The sequence below is a fragment of the Flavobacterium sp. LPB0248 genome (assembly GCF_013388355.1).
GTDB lineage: Bacteria > Bacteroidota > Bacteroidia > Flavobacteriales > Flavobacteriaceae > Flavobacterium.
The window spans coordinates 312,571-328,950 of record NZ_CP058246.1; the positions used below are offsets into that span (position 1 = coordinate 312,571).

The 16,380-nt window shown below is 34.7% G+C and carries 14 protein-coding genes; 7 read left to right on the forward strand and 7 right to left on the reverse strand.

What is annotated here, in order from left to right; genetic code table 11:
• Positions 1 to 29: 29 nt before the first annotated feature.
• The 7 genes from LPB248_RS01175 to LPB248_RS01205 all read right to left on the reverse strand — a co-directional run bounded on the left by LPB248_RS01175 (position 30) and on the right by LPB248_RS01205 (position 8,427).
• Positions 30 to 797, reverse strand: coding sequence for a LytR/AlgR family response regulator transcription factor (locus LPB248_RS01175; protein ID WP_177209788.1), 768 nt, complete (start codon positions 795 to 797; stop codon positions 30 to 32).
• Entirely contained in the window at positions 778 to 1,794 is a 1,017-nt protein-coding gene (locus tag LPB248_RS01180) for a sensor histidine kinase (protein ID WP_177209789.1), read from the reverse strand. Before LPB248_RS01180 ends, LPB248_RS01175 begins: the two co-directional genes overlap by 20 nt.
• A gap of 354 nt (positions 1,795 to 2,148) precedes the next feature.
• Positions 2,149 to 2,883 (reverse strand): DUF1223 domain-containing protein, encoded by a 735-nt coding sequence (locus tag LPB248_RS01185; RefSeq protein WP_177209790.1) that lies wholly within the window; start codon positions 2,881 to 2,883, stop codon positions 2,149 to 2,151.
• A 95-nt stretch (positions 2,884 to 2,978) separates the two neighbouring features.
• Entirely contained in the window at positions 2,979 to 3,389 is a 411-nt protein-coding gene (locus LPB248_RS01190) for an organic hydroperoxide resistance protein (RefSeq protein WP_177209791.1), read from the reverse strand.
• Between the two features lie 116 nt (positions 3,390 to 3,505).
• A complete protein-coding gene (locus LPB248_RS01195; RefSeq protein ID WP_177209792.1) occupies positions 3,506 to 4,492 on the reverse strand; it encodes an alpha/beta fold hydrolase in 987 nt (328 codons plus the stop codon).
• Between the two features lie 454 nt (positions 4,493 to 4,946).
• On the reverse strand, positions 4,947 to 5,357 hold the full coding sequence (locus LPB248_RS01200; RefSeq protein WP_177209793.1) for a cupin domain-containing protein: 411 nt from the start codon (positions 5,355 to 5,357) through the stop codon (positions 4,947 to 4,949).
• A gap of 535 nt (positions 5,358 to 5,892) precedes the next feature.
• The gene (locus LPB248_RS01205; protein WP_255462982.1) at positions 5,893 to 8,427 is read right to left on the reverse strand and encodes a hypothetical protein; all 2,535 of its coding nucleotides are present in this window, start codon (positions 8,425 to 8,427) and stop codon (positions 5,893 to 5,895) included.
• Between the two features lie 732 nt (positions 8,428 to 9,159).
• Here LPB248_RS01205 and LPB248_RS01210 point away from each other — a divergent pair.
• From LPB248_RS01210 to tcmP, 7 genes are all read left to right on the forward strand, one after another.
• The gene (locus LPB248_RS01210) at positions 9,160 to 10,968 is read left to right on the forward strand and encodes a type VI secretion system Vgr family protein (RefSeq protein WP_177209795.1); all 1,809 of its coding nucleotides are present in this window, start codon (positions 9,160 to 9,162) and stop codon (positions 10,966 to 10,968) included.
• A gap of 27 nt (positions 10,969 to 10,995) precedes the next feature.
• The gene (locus LPB248_RS01215) at positions 10,996 to 12,516 is read left to right on the forward strand and encodes a hypothetical protein (protein WP_177209796.1); all 1,521 of its coding nucleotides are present in this window, start codon (positions 10,996 to 10,998) and stop codon (positions 12,514 to 12,516) included.
• A gap of 11 nt (positions 12,517 to 12,527) precedes the next feature.
• On the forward strand, positions 12,528 to 13,127 hold the full coding sequence (locus LPB248_RS01220; RefSeq protein ID WP_177209797.1) for a hypothetical protein: 600 nt from the start codon (positions 12,528 to 12,530) through the stop codon (positions 13,125 to 13,127).
• Positions 13,128 to 13,231: 104 nt separating this feature from the next.
• Positions 13,232 to 13,789, forward strand: a complete 558-nt coding sequence (locus tag LPB248_RS01225; RefSeq protein ID WP_177209798.1) for a hypothetical protein — start codon at positions 13,232 to 13,234, stop codon at positions 13,787 to 13,789.
• Positions 13,790 to 13,918: 129 nt separating this feature from the next.
• Complete coding sequence (locus LPB248_RS01230; protein ID WP_177209799.1) at positions 13,919 to 14,356, forward strand: hypothetical protein; 438 nt, start codon at positions 13,919 to 13,921, stop codon at positions 14,354 to 14,356.
• Between the two features lie 407 nt (positions 14,357 to 14,763).
• Positions 14,764 to 14,997 (forward strand): hypothetical protein, encoded by a 234-nt coding sequence (locus LPB248_RS01235; protein WP_095931884.1) that lies wholly within the window; start codon positions 14,764 to 14,766, stop codon positions 14,995 to 14,997.
• 242 nt (positions 14,998 to 15,239) lie between these two features.
• Positions 15,240 to 16,379, forward strand: coding sequence for a three-Cys-motif partner protein TcmP (gene tcmP, locus LPB248_RS01240; protein WP_177209800.1), 1,140 nt, complete (start codon positions 15,240 to 15,242; stop codon positions 16,377 to 16,379).
• The last annotated feature ends 1 nt before the right edge of the window (position 16,380 follow it).

Here is a 16,380-nt window from a genome sequence, read left to right on the forward strand (position 1 = left end):
TTGTCTGAGAAAAGATAAATTAATTGGTTTTATCGGTTTTCTAACCAACTTAAAAATGCAGTTGCTTTTTCTTTTCCTACCAATATTTTTTCTTCTGTCGGAACACTTAATTTCACGATTATTTTACGCGAAAAATAATGTTCTGCTTCGCGAATGGCCGAGAAATTAACCAAATACTGTCTGTTGATTCTAAAGAACTGAATTGGCGATAAAAGCTTATGAATCTCATCTAACGACTGTGTTAACGGATATTCATTTTTATCTAAAGTCATAATTGTCGGCGTTTCATTTTTGATAAAGAAAAACGCAATATTCTCGGTTAAAACGGTTTGATATTTATTGTTTTTGAAAACTAAAAAGCTGCTTTTCCCTTTATTTTCACCAGTTCTAGTCAACAAATAATCAAAATCGGGCATGACTTTTTTGTTTCTCTGAAAGAAGTTTTTCAGTTCTCCCGCTTTCTTTAAAGCTTGTGAAATACTATCTCTCGAAAAAGGTTTCAAAACATAATCAATTCCGTTTGATTTGAAAGCTTCGATCGCATAATCATCAAAAGCAGTGCAGAAAATTACAGGCGACAAAACCTCAACATTCTTAAAAATCTCAAAACACTGACCGTCTGCCAGCTGAATATCCATAAAAATAAGATCTGGCTGATCGTTTTCTAAAAGATAATCTACTGCGCCGTCAATGCTTTGTATATAAGACAAAATCTGAACATCGGGTCTAATGCTCAGAATTAATTGACCAAGTGCTTTGGCTGTTTTTACTTCATCTTCAATTATTATGATAGTCATAATTAAGTGGTATTTTTACTTTAAAGGTAGTTTCGTCTTTGTTAATTTCAATTTCTTTATGAATCAGGTGCATAAAACGCTGGTTGATATTATCTAAACCAACACCTGTAGACACGGCGCCTCTTTTGAGCTGAATTTTATTTTCAACTACCAAAAACTCGTTTTCTGTATAAAGTCTTATTTTTAAAGGTTTTTCTAAAGAAACGACATTGTGTTTGATGCAATTTTCAATCAATAATTGCAATGTGAAAGGCGGAATTGCCGAATCGTACTGTTTGGAATCAATTTCGTTTTCTAAGACAAATCCGTCTTCAAAACGTGCTTTTAGCAGGTAGACATATGAATCTAAAATCTGTAGTTCTTCGCGAAGCGGAATCAAATCCATTTTTCGGCTTTCTAGTGTAAAACGATAAAAATCAGATAATTTCAAGATAAAATCAGAACTCTGCGGATCTTGGATATCGACCATAGATTTTAGCGTATTCAAACTATTAAACAAAAAATGCGGATTTACCTGCTGTTTCAATAATTCGTATTGAGCACCAAGGTTTACGGCTTTTGTACGTTCTAGCTCAACTCCCATTTGCTGTGTTTGATAATTTTGAAAAAGCAAATGCAAGAACATATACACAATCAAGTTGATCAAAACTCCGCGAAGTTCGAACATAATTGGCGCATCCATTTTTGAAACCTGAAACAGTTCTTGATGCGCGATTACCAGAATTACCATTAAGACAATCCCCAGAATAACACTTAGTAAAAGTTTCCAATTAAAGAGACTTTTATTGGCATGATTAGCAGAAAACTTTGGCAAACTATAAATGTTGTAATACCATATAAAAAGGGAAAACAGGAGTGTAATTGAAGAATTTATAATAAGATCTCCAGGTGTCGAATCGGCATCAAATAATTTAGGTATCGAAGCCATAACTGCCAATGCAATTGAACTTCCCCAAATGACTTTGAGTGAAACCTGAAAACGTTTTGTTTTTTCCATATTGTAATTGGTTTGTTATGATCAAAGATAAGTTTATTTGAAAAAGATTTCACGCAGATTTTATAGGATTTTAGGAGACAAGTGCAGATAAATTTTAATCTCGCAAAACTTTATATTCTCATTTTTGTCATCCCGAGGAACGAGGGATCCCCGCAAGTAGCTCTACAAAGATTGTCGATTTTGTTTGCGGAGTTTCTTGTGGAGATCCCTCGTTCCTCGGGATGACAAACTGTGTGGAAAAACTAGGAGTAAAAAACTAGGTTCTTTGAATCGGTGAATTTCTCTCGCAGATTTAGCTGATCTAGCGGATTTATTTTTATCTGCTTAATCTCCAAAATCTGCGAGAGAATTAATCTAAGCCTTCTTAACTCCCAAAATAGCGCCTGAATTCATATCCTGAATAAACCCGATTATTTCGAAATCCTGTCCATTATAATTTTTAGGAAGACGAACAGATGCCGTTCCTTTTTTGTTTTTATTTAAATCTACAGATTGCAGATTACGAACAATTTGATAATGCGATAAAACTCGATTAGCATTCTCGCCTCTTTTTACATTGCTTTTGGCTTCTTTCTGAATAACTGCAAGCAATAAACGGCTGTTTTTTGAAGTGCCTTCGACATTATAATTTACAGAAATTAAATTTTCATTTTGACTTACCTCTAAATTTAAACTTGCTGAAACTGGTTTAGAAAGTGCCGATTTAATTCCGTTTCGCAGACTCGTTTCCTGAGAACCTATATAATCAGTTTTTCCGTTAATGATTACTTGAGGCGTGTAGATTGGTTCTTTTCCTAGAAATTGAGCATAATCGTATTGTCTTTTGGTGAAATCGGCATTGCTGAAAATATCTTTCCAACCTTGCTTGTCCCAATAATCTACATGATACCCTAATACATAAACGTTTTTATCACGGTATTCATTCTGAATTTTACCCAGCAATTCATCTGCTGGCGGACAACTCGAACAGCCTTCTGAAGTGTATAATTCTAAAAGTGCAAAACCTTTTGAATTGTTTTGACTAAAAACGCTGTTTCCAATTAAAAAAAACAGCATTAAAAAGCTACTTAATAATTTTATCTTTTTCATAATTGTATTTATTAAACCTGACAGGTTTTAAAAACCTGTCAGGTTTGTTAAGAGTAGAGTTTTCGAATCAACTCATAATTCATAACTTAAAACTATTATAGAATATTAATCTCAACGTTTATATTTCCTCTTGTTGCTTTAGAATAGGGACAAGTCTGATGCGCTTGCGCCGCCAAAGCTTCTGCTGTCGAAGTATCAATTCCAGGAAGACTTATATTTAATCTTGCTTGAAGCGAATATTCCCCTTCAGTTACGCACAAATCGACTTCGGCATCTACAGCGGTTTCTGCTGGAAGTCTAACGCCAAGTTTAGAAGCCGCAATTCCCAAAGCTCCAATAAAACAAGCTGACCATCCCGCAGCAAACAACTGCTCCGGATTTGTTCCCGGACGTGAAGATCCCGGAGCGCTTAATTTGATATTCAATTGTTCGTCTGAACTTTGAGAAGCTCCTTCTCTACCGCCTGTTGTGTGTGTTTTTCCTGTGTATAAAACTTTTGTTTCCATGTTATTAATTGTTAATTGCGAATTATTAATTGTAAATTTTTATATGCTCAATGCTATTGTTTTGTGGAATGTAAAAGTGAAATGTGCGAGAATAATTCACCATTTACAATTCACCATTATTTAGATACGTCAATTATCGCTTGTGCAAATGCCTTTGGATCTTCTTGCGGAACGTTGTGTCCGATTCCTTTTAAAATTCTGTGTTCGTATTTTCCGGTGAATTTGTTTGCGTACGCTTTTCCATCCGCGAAAGCGCCATCAAAATCACTTCCTATTGTAATCGTTGGAACTTTAATTTCTGGTTTTGCTGCCAAACGTTTTTCTAAATTATCGTATTTCGCTTCACCTGCTTCTAGAGACTGTCTCCATCTGTAATTGTGAATCACAATTGCTACGTGATCTGGATTATCAAAAGATTGAGCCGTTTGATCGTAAGTTGCTTTGTCAAAATTCCATAACGGAGAAGCGATTTTCCATATTAGTTTATTAAAATCATAGGTATTTTGAGTGTAACCTTGTCTTCCTCTTTCGGTTGCGAAATAATATTGGTACCACCATCCTAACTCAGCTGTTGGAGGAAGCGGTTTTAAGTTTGCTTCTAGATTTACCACCAAATAACCACTTACCGAAACCAAACCTTTTACGCGTTCTGGCCAAAGTGCCGATACTACAACCGCCGTTCTAGCGCCCCAGTCGAAACCGCCAATTACAGTTTTGTCAATTTTTAGTGCATCCATAAAAGCGATAATATCACTTGCTAAAGCTGCCTGTTGACCGTTTCTGAAAGTCTCTTTTGAGAGGAAAGTCGTTGTCCCGAATCCGCGTAAATATGGTGTGAAAACGTGGTATCCTTTTGCAACCAAAATCGGAACGACTTCGTTGTAACTGTGAATATCGTAAGGCCACCCGTGAAGCAAAATTACTGGTGTTCCGTTTGACGGACCTGCTTCGGTATAACCTACGTTTAATAATCCAGCATTGATTTGTTTTAAAGTTCCTAAAGAACTGTTTACTTCAATTGCTTTTTGTTTTGAAGTTTGTGCTTGAGTTAAAGCAACATTCATAAAAAGAATAGCGATTAGAATTTTTGATAGTGTTTTCATAATTTTTATTTTTTGATTAGTTGATTATCAGTTAATTTCTTCATCAAAGGTATTTTGACAATGCTTGTTTTAAAAGGCAAAAAAAGGTGAACTGGACAAAGTTGAGGGTGAAATGGACAAGCCTTGTTTTTGTATCGCAGAGAGCCCAAAGGATTTTCGCAGAGTACACAAAGTTTTTTGAGTTGAAACTAAGTTTCTTTTAAGTTCACAAAGATTTATCTACCAAACTTTGCTATTTTTTGCCACTCCCGATAACTATCGGGATAAAGGATTATAATGATTAAAATCTGTGAAAATCAATTTAATCTGTGGCTAAACTTTCAACACAAAGCTTTGCGAACTTAATGTCTATTGACATTCTCCTTAAACAAAACTTCGTGTACTCTGCGAAAATCCTTTGTGATCTTTGCGTTAAAAACTATACGCATTTCAACCTGAAACCTTAAACTTGGAACTATTTTTTCATTACAAGTATCGGTTTCCCTTTTTCTACAATGTAAGTCGCCAGTTCTGATGCTTTAGCATTTGTATTATTTTTAGCCGAATGCACTACGCCTGCCGGAATAAAAAGTACTTCGCCTGCTTTTAGTGTCACTGGCTTTTCGTCTTCAATCTGATATTCCAGCGAACCTTCAACCACATAAATCACTTCTTCGCCAGGATGAGAATGTTTCCCGAAAGCAGAATGTCCTTCAAAATCGATTCGTGCCTGAACCATTTCTTTTCCTGGAGTACTTAGATCATGTTTTTGCAAATCGACGCGTTTTACTCCTTGTGCCGCAATCTGATTCGGAACTAAAAAGGCAATAATTCCTAAAACAATAATTGCGATTATAACCCATGTTTTTTGTTTTTTCGTTTCCATAACTTCTGATTTAAATTATTTGTTTTCGTTAATTTCTTTGTCAAAAGTATTTCGATAACCCTTTTTACGAAATGAGAAAATAGGTGAAACGGACAAACTCTACGGTGAACTGGACAGCACGTGAGTTGTGATTTGTAAGATGTGAAATGTTTGAGGTTTAACCGCAATCCCGATAGCTATCGGGAGCCAAGTCTTTTTAATCTCGCAAAGACGTGAAATCGCAAAGTTTTGTCTTTATTTTTTGCCACAGATTAAAAGGATTAAAAAGGATTTTTGTTTCACGCAGATCCAGCAGATTTTAGCAGATTTAATTTTTGAGATTTTAGAAAACAATTTGCCTTTATCTGCTTAAATTATTTAATCCCGATAGCTATCGGGAGCGTGAAATAAATCTTTTGAATAAAATAAAAATTCACAAAATTTTAAAAAGAAAACTTAGTGCCCTAGCGCCTTTGTGGCAAAATGAGCAAAAAAAAAATCAGGATTAGCATTTTACCGCCGTCCTGATTTTCTGAATTAAAATTAACCTTCACTTTTATCTTCTTCCTCTAAAGCCGCCTCCGCCGCCTCTGAAACCACCACCGCCGAAGCCACCGCCATTAAATCCACCTCCGCTTCTTTGGATATTTTGGAAATTTCTGGTTTGCATTTCACCGCGATCTCTTGACATAGCCGAACGATCAAGATCGTTTGTAATGTCAGGACGTCCTGGCTCTCCAAGCGGTTTATTGGGCTGTCCGAGCGTTTGATTTGCTTTTGGGAAATTATCTCTCTGAATTCCGTCTCCCATTCGGGTTTCGCCTCCTAGATTCTGACCAGCTTTTGGCAAATTATCACGTTGAATTCTTTCACCTGCACCATTTGCTCCAAGTCCATCATTAGGTCTGTCACGCTGAATTCGTTCTCCCGCTCCATTCGCTCCAAGTCCTTTATTCTCTCTATTCTGAATCCCTTCGCCTGTTTTTTTGGATGAACCTAAAGTTCCCGCTTGCGTCCAGCCACCGTTTCCGTTATTATAATGGCTCCAGTTTCCGTTGGCATCTCTTTTATAAACATGTCCATCGTGACCAGCATAGAGATTATTATTGGTATGAATTGTAGTTCCTCCACCTCTTCTGTGTGTAATTACGCCTTTATTTCCGCCAGAAGTTTCATAACCAATTGCTGTTCCGCGTCGTGTAGTAATATGTCCTGTCTGCGCCCACTGATTCCCGTTTGTCGCAGCCGAATGTCCCCATTGTGCATATGCATTATGCCCTTGATTTGTTCTCGCATAATTTCCCGTCCACGGATTGTATGTACTTGCAGCCGTGCGTCCGCCATACCAGCCTTGCACACTTGCAGAACGACCGTATCTTCCCGTTGCAGGATTATACCAAGCCGAAGTTCCAGCTGCACCATAAGGTCCGTAAACGCGTCTTCCGGCGGCATAACCACCCGTCCACGGATTGTAGACTGCTCCTCCTCCGTAGGCATAAGGCCACGGACGATAAATTGGATACAGTCCACCGTAATACATATAAGGCGGATAATACCATCCTGTGCCATAAGTCAAAATAGCGCCAAATGTTGCTCCAATAATAAAAGCACCCAAATAACCCGCTGTTGCGCTACTTTCTACCGTTGTATCGGTTGTCGTTTGCGTTACATACGTAACATTATATACTGGCGAACTTGGCGGAATTGTATAAATTTCTTTCGGAACAGAATCGCATGTTTTCCAAGGTCCGTTTGGACTAGTCGACATAAACCAAACCGCCTGAAAACACAAATAATACAAATCGCCCACTTTTATAATCTTCTCCTGCGTGTTGCTTGCGTATTGCATTTTAGTTCCGTCAATTGGTTTAAATTGTGGTGTTCCGCCATCATACGATACTTTTACTTTTGCCTCAGCATCCGATTTCTTTAAAATAGCCGTTGTCGGAACTTGCGATAACATCACAGCATCATTCGCTTCCTGCGTTCCTGGCACAGATGACAATACATTAGCACGTGGAGAATCTTTCGGAATTTTAGCAAAATCTGCAGGAAGACTGTTACTAGCATAGCTCCACGGTCCAGTTAGTTCTTTAGACTTAAACCATCTTCCAGACAATAGTACATAATACTGACCTTTGTTTTCATCGGCAAAAACATCATTCTCAGTATTGTCAATATATAACAATTTAGTTCCTGGAATTTTAACGAATTTCGGACTTCCGTTTATCGCAATCAACTCAGCAGGTTTATTGCTGTAGAAAACCTCTGGAGCTCCGCCAGAAGACGGAGGCGGAATCATTTTCTTAACATCATCAAAATTCTGACCCGAAGGCAGATTACTTAAACCCGAAGGCAATTTGGTTGTTTTGGTCCATTTGCCCGCGACATTTTTCGAAGTCAGCCAAATATTCTCCACCAATAAATAATAATCTTTTGTTGTTTTATCAAAAAACAAATCCCAATTGGTATTTACCACATATTGAATATCCGTTTTTTCTACAGGCACCAAAACCGGTTCGCCTTGCACGATAAGCAAAATCGACGGACTCGTACTGTAAAAAATCGCAGGAGGATCGTTTTTAGCCGCAATTCCTTTTGGCGGACTTTTGGTATGACTTAAATCTGCCAAAATACGATCTACCGAAATAGGATCTCCGCTCTGAGGCAACGTTTCTTTAAACAGCTTTTCCATTTCAGGAACTTTCTTTTCGTCCAAAGCAGGAAATCGCACATCAGTTACTTGAATATTTTTTATAAAAGCGCTTCGGTTATCTTTGTCTACCAAAGTTTCCGCTTTCAAAGAAGCCACGCCCAAAACCTGTTTTCCGTCTTTTGGAGTCAGCGAAAAAGCCACTCGAGCTGTAAGTTCTTTAAAATCTTTCCAGTCGTCTACCTGAGGCTGATAATAAACCAGTTTTGTCCCGTTATTTTCGGCTTCGCGAGGCCAACCTCGATCTGCAATTAATGTCGAGTCGGCAGTTTCAGACTTTCCTGTTTCAGAACTTGACTGCTCCGTATTTTTATCTTTTTTGCAGGAGAACAAAATTGCACTCAAACAAACTCCAATTATTAGAAAAGCATTTCTCATAAATTTAAAAGTTAGATTATTCATTGAAAATTTATTTTCTCGATCGTCGTATAAAATTCTTTCCTATAAAATTAAATTCACCGAATAAATAAAACTACAAATCAGCCGCTTACTTTGTTTCAGATTATAATTTGAAACCAAATAAGTGCCTAAATGATCCTTCTTTTATAGAACCAAAATTTTAATCTGAACCCATAAATTGAGCTAAATTGAAGCATTGATATCGATTAGGAGCTAATTCCTGCTATCCGCTATATCTTTTCCTTGCTAAAGAAGCAAGAAAAAGGATGCCGCTACTATCAGGGCTAGGACACTCATTTTCAAAAGGAAGTTTTTGGGAAATTGAAATAGCAAAATACCCCATTCTATTACTTTTTTGTCTTTTAGGGGCTCTTGTTATTATTTCTCCCTAGCTATATTTACCATAATACTACACTAAAAATACTGCGAATATACCAGCAGTAAATCCAACTACATTTTAGAAATCCAACTATTCTCCTCTATATCAAAATAAAGGATCGCAAAACTATTGCATCAAATTAACCTTAAAACAATCAGAATGAGCTTTCTAACAAACCACAAATCAACAAAGAAGAATGTAAGAGTTTGAGCAAATAACAATGCTCATATCAATAGAACTGACCGCCAAAGAATCGGTTTTTGGCAATACCAAGTTCTTTAAAAAATAGATTTCAATTTAACCAATCATTACCTTATTTAAATTTCTAAAAAATGTCAAAATTCTCCGAACAGGTACATATTACCATAGAAGGCTTTACCCAAAATGTTATCTACTACAATCTTGAGCTTTCTCAAAAAATGGCAGACCATCATCATTTTTCTTTCTTTTGGCAATACACAGGAAAACCTATTATTGCCCCACAAGATCAGGAAAAGGCATTTAGCAATTATATTGGCAGCGAAGTCATTTTTACCTTTAAAGTAAAAGGCATCCGACTGATGTCTAAAGGACGAATTACAAAATTAGGTTCTGTCGATCTAAATGGAAGCCCAGCTGGACTGCACGTAACAGGAACAAGCCACACTATTGCTCTTGATGATATGCCAAAATCCAGAATCTTTCGCGAGAAAAACCTTCAGCAGATTGGGCTCGAAATTTTTGCAGAAGAAAGTTCGGGAGAATTCTATCAGAGAGAAGCCATTGTGCCTACTTATACAAAAGAATTCAGCTTTAAGACTCAGTACAACGAAACAAGCTTTGATTTCCTTAAACGCCTTTCTGCACGTTATGCCCAATGGTTTTATTTTGACGGAATGCGCATGCAATTTGGTCAGATTAAAAACACCGAAATAAAACTTATAAACGAATCTTCGCTGCATAACTTTAGCATTGAAGCCAATTTAGTTTCTCATAAAACTTCGTTCAGCAGTTATGACTACAAAAATGCTTCTAATATAAAAAATGGTGCAGAAAAAACCTCCGAAGGAAGCCGAGACCGATTTGCCACGCTAGCCGTCTTTAAACAGCCTTACATAGTAAGACCAGGGCTCGAAAACGGCGCGTACACCAGCAACGCTCAAAATAAAGAAGAAATTGATGAAATGGTGAAAATGCAAACCGCAGGACGCGATGCCAACAGCATATTCTACAGCGGTACCTCCTATTTGCCAATAGGCTTGGGACAGACTTTTTCTATTGAAAACAAAAACGTAGAACATCATTTACTGGCAATTGAAATTATACATTGCTCTGAAGTAAACGGAAATTACACCTGCAAATTTAAAGCAATTCCTGCCGATGTTGCAGCGCCACACTACACAGACGTAAATGCATTTGCTCCCGCCGAAAGCCAACCCGCAATAGTAATTGATAATAACGATCCCGAAAAAATGGGACGCATAAAAGTGGATTTCTTCTGGAATGGCTGGGCAACTAAAAGCGATTGGATGCGTGTAGTACAGCCTTACTCTGGCTCTGGAAAAGGGCTATATTTTAGACCCGAAATTGGCGAAGAAGTTCAGGTAAGTTTTGAAGGCGGCAATGCAGAACGCCCGTATGTTTCTGGAACCTATTACAACGGAAAAGAAATGCCCGATTTCTTTGATGACAAAAACCGAATTAAAGGCTGGAAACTCCCTTTTGGACAGCTTTTCAAATTTATTGAAAAAGTGTGCATCATACTCTCTGACCCGAGTGGGAATGAGCTAAATATGAATGAAGAAACTAAAAGTACAACGATCACTGTGCCTGAAACACTAACCCTTAACTGTAAAAATCTAATTATAAATGCTTCTGAGAGTGTTACGACAAATGCAGGAGTAAATATTTCTGAAAATGCTACAGTAGATAAATCTACAATGGTTGGCGGAATGTTGCACACAAATGTTACTGGCAATAGTATGTTTTATGTGGGTGGTAATCATGATGAAAATATTGAGGGTGATTTAAATTCAGATATCAAAAAGGACAAAAATTACATAGTTTCTGGAAAAAGCATTAATCAAAGTGAAAATGGACATGAATTTCATTCAGATACAACTATAAAAAACAATAGTTCAGAAGATACAAGACAAAATTAAATTGACAGGATATAACAAATTCAAGAAATGACCAAAACAAGACGTGTTGGCGGTAATGCAACTTACATAGTAAGAGGAACTACAAAAGAATTTGCCAACGAAATAGAAATAAACTCAAATGGGCGCATTGAATATAATGCGCCTGAATATACCTATGGCGAACCTGAAGCAAGACCCATTACAAAAGAACCTCAAAAAGCTTTTTCAGGCTGGTGGAGTCCTGATTATGAAGGAATAAGTAACATACCTGAACAAGATGCTAATTGGCCAAAAGCCTATTTGGAAGAAACAGTTTATTTTCAGTTAAATGTAAGTGAAAGCATTCCTGTTGGAACAAGCATAACCTTTCAGCTTTGGGATAAAGACAACCCTTTTAATGATCTGACCATTTTTGATGATGGAAAATTTGATGGGAAAAGCGTTTTCAAAACGGCAATGGTTAGAGAAGTAAATGGACAGCACAGAATAACAATAGAACTATACTTGAACCCAAAATGGCAAATTGATATTAAAAAAGATGAAAAAGCAAGCATAAATGGATGCCTTGAATTTTATTGGACATGGAAATATCATAACACTTATTGGAAATCTAAAAACAATATACTAGATGTATATCCTTCTAAAACAACTTTGTTTATAAAACCAGCTTATGAAGGGTATGGTTTTCCCGAAATCAGATCCGCAGACGGAGAGATAATAGTGTTCTCAGCAGGAATAGTAGCCACCGAAGAGCCATCAAAAGAACTTGAGAATGTAATGGACAAGATTTGTGAGAATATAAAAAACAATGCGATGTTCGAATTGCGAGAGGAAATGGTTAAGTATAGTGATAAACTTAGATTTTCTATTGCAATAAAACAACTTAAAAAAGGACATCTTGTAAATAATATGGGCAAGTTAGAATACAGTCGTAGAATCTACACTAAACCTGTATTTGACAATGGCGGTGAATTGTATGAAATTACCCAAGCGGCCAATTTTGGTTATAAAAAAGAAGGAAAACTTATAACTACTAAGGGCATAAGCCAATTGGATTATTTTAAACAGGTTGGGGTACGTAATGCAATATTAAAAAATGCTGAAAAATTGAACTTCTTTATAAATAGTATAGATATAGTCAAATTTGGAATGGATGGAAAAATGGAAACCCTCACCACGATGTTCGTTCCTTTGGACTTTTTAAATGCGGTGGTTTATCCAAGCATCAGTAAACCTATTGAAAAAGTTTGGGATAATATAGTAGTACATGATGTTGAAAAAGCAAAAGACATAGGAATTCGAGGTATTTATGAGTTAGCGCGTTCTGAAATGTTTAATACAGATAGATATGGAGATTATAAGTGTTTAGAAATTGACCAAAAAATATTAGATAAATTATTAAAGGGTGAAATCAAAACTTTAAAAGAGTTGACCGATTTAAAAGAGAAACATTATATAGAAAGTAATTACGACAAAAGTAAATTTATATTCACCTTATTGCATTACACAAAAGAAGATGAAAACACCCATAAATATTTAACATACGTAGATACTATTTTTATAAACTAATAAACAGAACTATGAAAACAAGACATAGATTTTCACTTTTAATTCTCTTGGTATTATTAGTCTCTTGTCAAACTAAAAAACCTATAGAAATCAAACAAATAGATTCAAAAGAAATGGTAACACTTATACCAAGTTTGAAAAATCCTTCAATGAAAGACAGCGTAGTTTTAAGTATTCCTACTGAATTTAGAATTATTATAAATTCTTCGAATGTGGGTTACATAGTTTGGCGTTATCGTGCAAATGGGAAAGTTGTTCTAGATGACATTACTGATTATCAGGTTTGCAATAAAAAAAACAAATTAAAACTAATTTATAATTTAAATTTTGATGAAATTCCAAAGGACGAGTTTATCGATATAATCATTAAAGAAAGAAATCGTCTAATTTCTAAAGTTGAAGCTAATAATTTACTTAAAAAGTATAAAATTAATAAGTCAATTGATCATTTAAAAATTGGTGACACTGTAAAATTAGTAACGTATGATAAATTTAGAATTGAAAACAAGGATATAATAAATAGTTTAAATAAAGTTCAAGATTCAATTGATTTTAAGGCAATGAGAGATAAGGATGAGAATTTTTATACTTCAAAAAAAATCAATTGGTAAAAGGCTACCTAAAATTTATCATGCTACTAAGCAGAATTAACAACAATTCGGCAAAATTATAGTAACCTATTTTTTTTTGCAAAATAAATTAAAGACTAAAAAATATGAAATTTATAATTGTATTTGTGTTTTTAACACAACAGTTCGTTTTCTCTCAACAAAAAGATATTGATTTCGCACCCTTAAATAAAGAGAATTTTCAAGTTAGACTTAACTCAGTAACTTATAAGTTTTCTGTTCTGGCTAGTAAATATAAAAACCGTTATGATCTCGCTCGAGACACAATATTAAAAGAAGGAAATTACATAATTAAATATGACGATTTTTTTACAAAATTTTCAATAAATAAAGCTGGCAAAATTGACGGAAAACTTGATGAAAAGTTTATGAAGCGTGGTGAAACATATACGATTAAATACATAGTTACAGATGGCTTTGTAGACAAAGCTACTTTATATGATTCTAAGAATAGTTTAATTCACGACAGTGATGTTTATTATTGTGGAGATAATATTGAAATAGTGAGGATTACAGCAAATGGTGAGAAAATAATAACAATTGAAACTCCCCACACTACGGAAATTAGAAAATATGATAAAAATGGCGATTTTTTAGATGAAGAAATATGGAATAAAGCTGGAATAGGTGGTCCCGGTAAGTAAACTTCAAAGACTAATAATTAACAAAATAGTTAAACTCTAGTTTGATAACCTTTTCGTGCTAGTAGATTAAAATAATAATGTGCTTGTGAGCATGATGTTCATGCCTGCAAAAGATATTAATATAAAACAATGATTACAGAGAGAGAACTTAACATACTGAAAAAATCGATTTTACTTATTAATAGTTTTGGAGACAATGTGAATAATATAAATTCGGGAAGAGAATTTATTTTTATTCACAATCGCAATATAGAAACAATTGAAAAGATAGCCGCTGATCGTAACTCAGAATATTTAGCGGCAAGACTAGATGAATATCCAAACATAACCGCTGCACAAATAGACGAATATATTAAAATTCAGAAAAACGAGGTTAGCCTATTAAATTTTTTGTTAGTATTTCTGTTTGGAATCTTCATCGGTTTATATTATTTACTTTTTGAAAGATTTTTAAAAACAGGAAAAATTACTGGCAATCAAATTAAATCCAAAGTGTTAACAATAATAGAAGTTAATAAATATATCCTAGAGGTCGTAGAAAATCCATATATGGAAAAGTTGCGTTAAAATAAAAGGAACTTATATTTTTCTTACTAAAAGAAACATACCCGATGCGGATTTACAATCCGTGCACTCAAAGATCGGTTTGGTTCTCTATTTTAAATACAAAATAAAAGCTGTATGATTCTTTATAGCTTCTGTCTTGATAATTTGTGTTGTGTGTTATTGTTACGGGCACGGTTGGAAAATGTGCGCTATCAGGAAAATAAATATTTAAGAATTTTACTACTTTTAATACTATTAAACCAACTTCTTTTTTAATATATTTGCAGTCCTAAAAGTTAAGACATGATTATAGAAAAAAAGTTTGCCCGTGTGGTATGGTGGCGGTATTGGAAACAACTGCAACGCGTTCTTAACTGCGTAGGACACCTAACCTGCGCGGGTTTTATATTTCCCTAAAAGTTAAGATTATGAGTACCAAAACCCTTTCAAAAGAAGCCGAAATCGGTCTAATGAATTTCTTCAACGACAGAATTGACCCACTCGATATGGCGAGAGCTATAAGACAGGTAAATTTAACCCTCGCATTGGGCGTTCTAAACGATCAAGAAAACATTCAGTTAAACGCTGCCAAACTTGGAGACAGCTTCTATTGGCTCAATGAACTAGCCGAAATTTTAGATCCTTATCTGGATTTGGAGTAAAAAGGTTTGTGCTTTTTTGAGAAAATTAAAACCCTTGGTCTTTGAAAGAAGATTGAGGGTTTTGTTTTTTTTTGAAAATACCGTATAAATACTTATTGTCTTGAATTTGGATTATTGTTATTCTTGCTGAAATGTTTTTTACAATTATGGTTTTCCGTAATAAAAACATTACTAAATCCACAACCTTTGTTTTTCAACTTATTAATTATCAACCAAGCATTAAATCTTAATTATTGTGAATTATGGCAAAGAAAGAATCCCAAACAACGATGTATGAACATTCCGAAGTCAAAGTAAAACTATTACAGACTTATCTTCAAAGGTATTTTAACATTCTTAATAATTCAAAATTTATTGGCGATATTCACTATTATGATCTATTTTGCGCCGAAGGCATTTATTCAAATGGAGGAAAAGGAAGCCCTATAATTGTATTAGAAGCCATTAAAAATGCTTTTTATGCTTCAAAAAACAGAAATGGACAGTCTGGAAAATTTCATTGCTTATTCAATGATATAGATATTTCAAAAATAAATACTTTAAAAAGTAATATTGAGAAACATAAATTACATTATCCCGAAATTGGTTTTATTAATTTCGACAATAAAGATTATCAAGTTTTATGCCCTGAGATAAGCAATAGAATAAAAAGCATCAAAAAAAATGAAAAAGCTTTTATATTCATAGATCCATACGGTTATAAAGAAATAAGAATTAGTGACATAAAATCATTATTAGAAAATGGCAAATCAGAAGTTCTTTTATTTTTACCTACTCATTTTATGTTTCGCTTTAGTGAAAATGGAACACCTGAAAGTTTATATGACTTTATTACAGAAATAGTACCTGAAAATGAATGGCCTGAAAGTAAAACAGGATTAGAATTTATCGATAATCTAAAAGAGGCTTTTAAGAAATACTTAGGCAGCTCATTTTTTGTTGATACCTTTGTAATTAGTAGAGAGAAAAATCAATTTTTCTGTTTATTCTTTTTCACTAGTCATATTTATGGTTTTGACAGAATGTTAGATGCAAAATGGAAATTAGATGAAGAAGATGGAAGAGGCTGGAAATATAATGCTTCTTCTGACGATTTGTTTTCTTGCATTGAAAAAGAACCAAATACAAAGAAATTCGAAGATGCTTTGTGCACATTTCTAAAAGGGCAAAAGAAAAACAATAAGGAAGTCTATGAATTTACACTTAGAAATGGTCATTTAACTACTCATACAAATCAAATATTGAAAAAGTGGCAAGATGATAAAAGTTTAGTAACTAATAATCCTGATGGTTCCGCTGGGAGAAAATCATCATTTTATTTAGGATACAAAGAATATAAAAGAGATCAACCTGTAAAACTTTATTTAAGTCTAAAAAATTAAA

Bases quoted from the DNA above. Each gene is read 5' to 3' on its own strand.
- LPB248_RS01175 (WP_177209788.1), bottom strand. From the start codon at position 797: ATGACTATCATAATAATTGAAGATGAAGTAAAAACAGCCAAAGCACTT.
- LPB248_RS01180 (WP_177209789.1), bottom strand. From the start codon at position 1,794: ATGGAAAAAACAAAACGTTTTCAGGTTTCACTCAAAGTCATTTGGGGA.
- LPB248_RS01185 (WP_177209790.1), bottom strand. From the start codon at position 2,883: ATGAAAAAGATAAAATTATTAAGTAGCTTTTTAATGCTGTTTTTTTTA.
- LPB248_RS01190 (WP_177209791.1), bottom strand. From the start codon at position 3,389: ATGGAAACAAAAGTTTTATACACAGGAAAAACACACACAACAGGCGGT.
- LPB248_RS01195 (WP_177209792.1), bottom strand. From the start codon at position 4,492: ATGAAAACACTATCAAAAATTCTAATCGCTATTCTTTTTATGAATGTT.
- LPB248_RS01200 (WP_177209793.1), bottom strand. From the start codon at position 5,357: ATGGAAACGAAAAAACAAAAAACATGGGTTATAATCGCAATTATTGTT.
- LPB248_RS01205 (WP_255462982.1), bottom strand. From the start codon at position 8,427: ATGAGAAATGCTTTTCTAATAATTGGAGTTTGTTTGAGTGCAATTTTG.
- LPB248_RS01210 (WP_177209795.1), top strand. From the start codon at position 9,160: ATGTCAAAATTCTCCGAACAGGTACATATTACCATAGAAGGCTTTACC.
- LPB248_RS01215 (WP_177209796.1), top strand. From the start codon at position 10,996: ATGACCAAAACAAGACGTGTTGGCGGTAATGCAACTTACATAGTAAGA.
- LPB248_RS01220 (WP_177209797.1), top strand. From the start codon at position 12,528: ATGAAAACAAGACATAGATTTTCACTTTTAATTCTCTTGGTATTATTA.
- LPB248_RS01225 (WP_177209798.1), top strand. From the start codon at position 13,232: ATGAAATTTATAATTGTATTTGTGTTTTTAACACAACAGTTCGTTTTC.
- LPB248_RS01230 (WP_177209799.1), top strand. From the start codon at position 13,919: ATGATTACAGAGAGAGAACTTAACATACTGAAAAAATCGATTTTACTT.
- LPB248_RS01235 (WP_095931884.1), top strand. From the start codon at position 14,764: ATGAGTACCAAAACCCTTTCAAAAGAAGCCGAAATCGGTCTAATGAAT.
- tcmP (WP_177209800.1), top strand. From the start codon at position 15,240: ATGGCAAAGAAAGAATCCCAAACAACGATGTATGAACATTCCGAAGTC.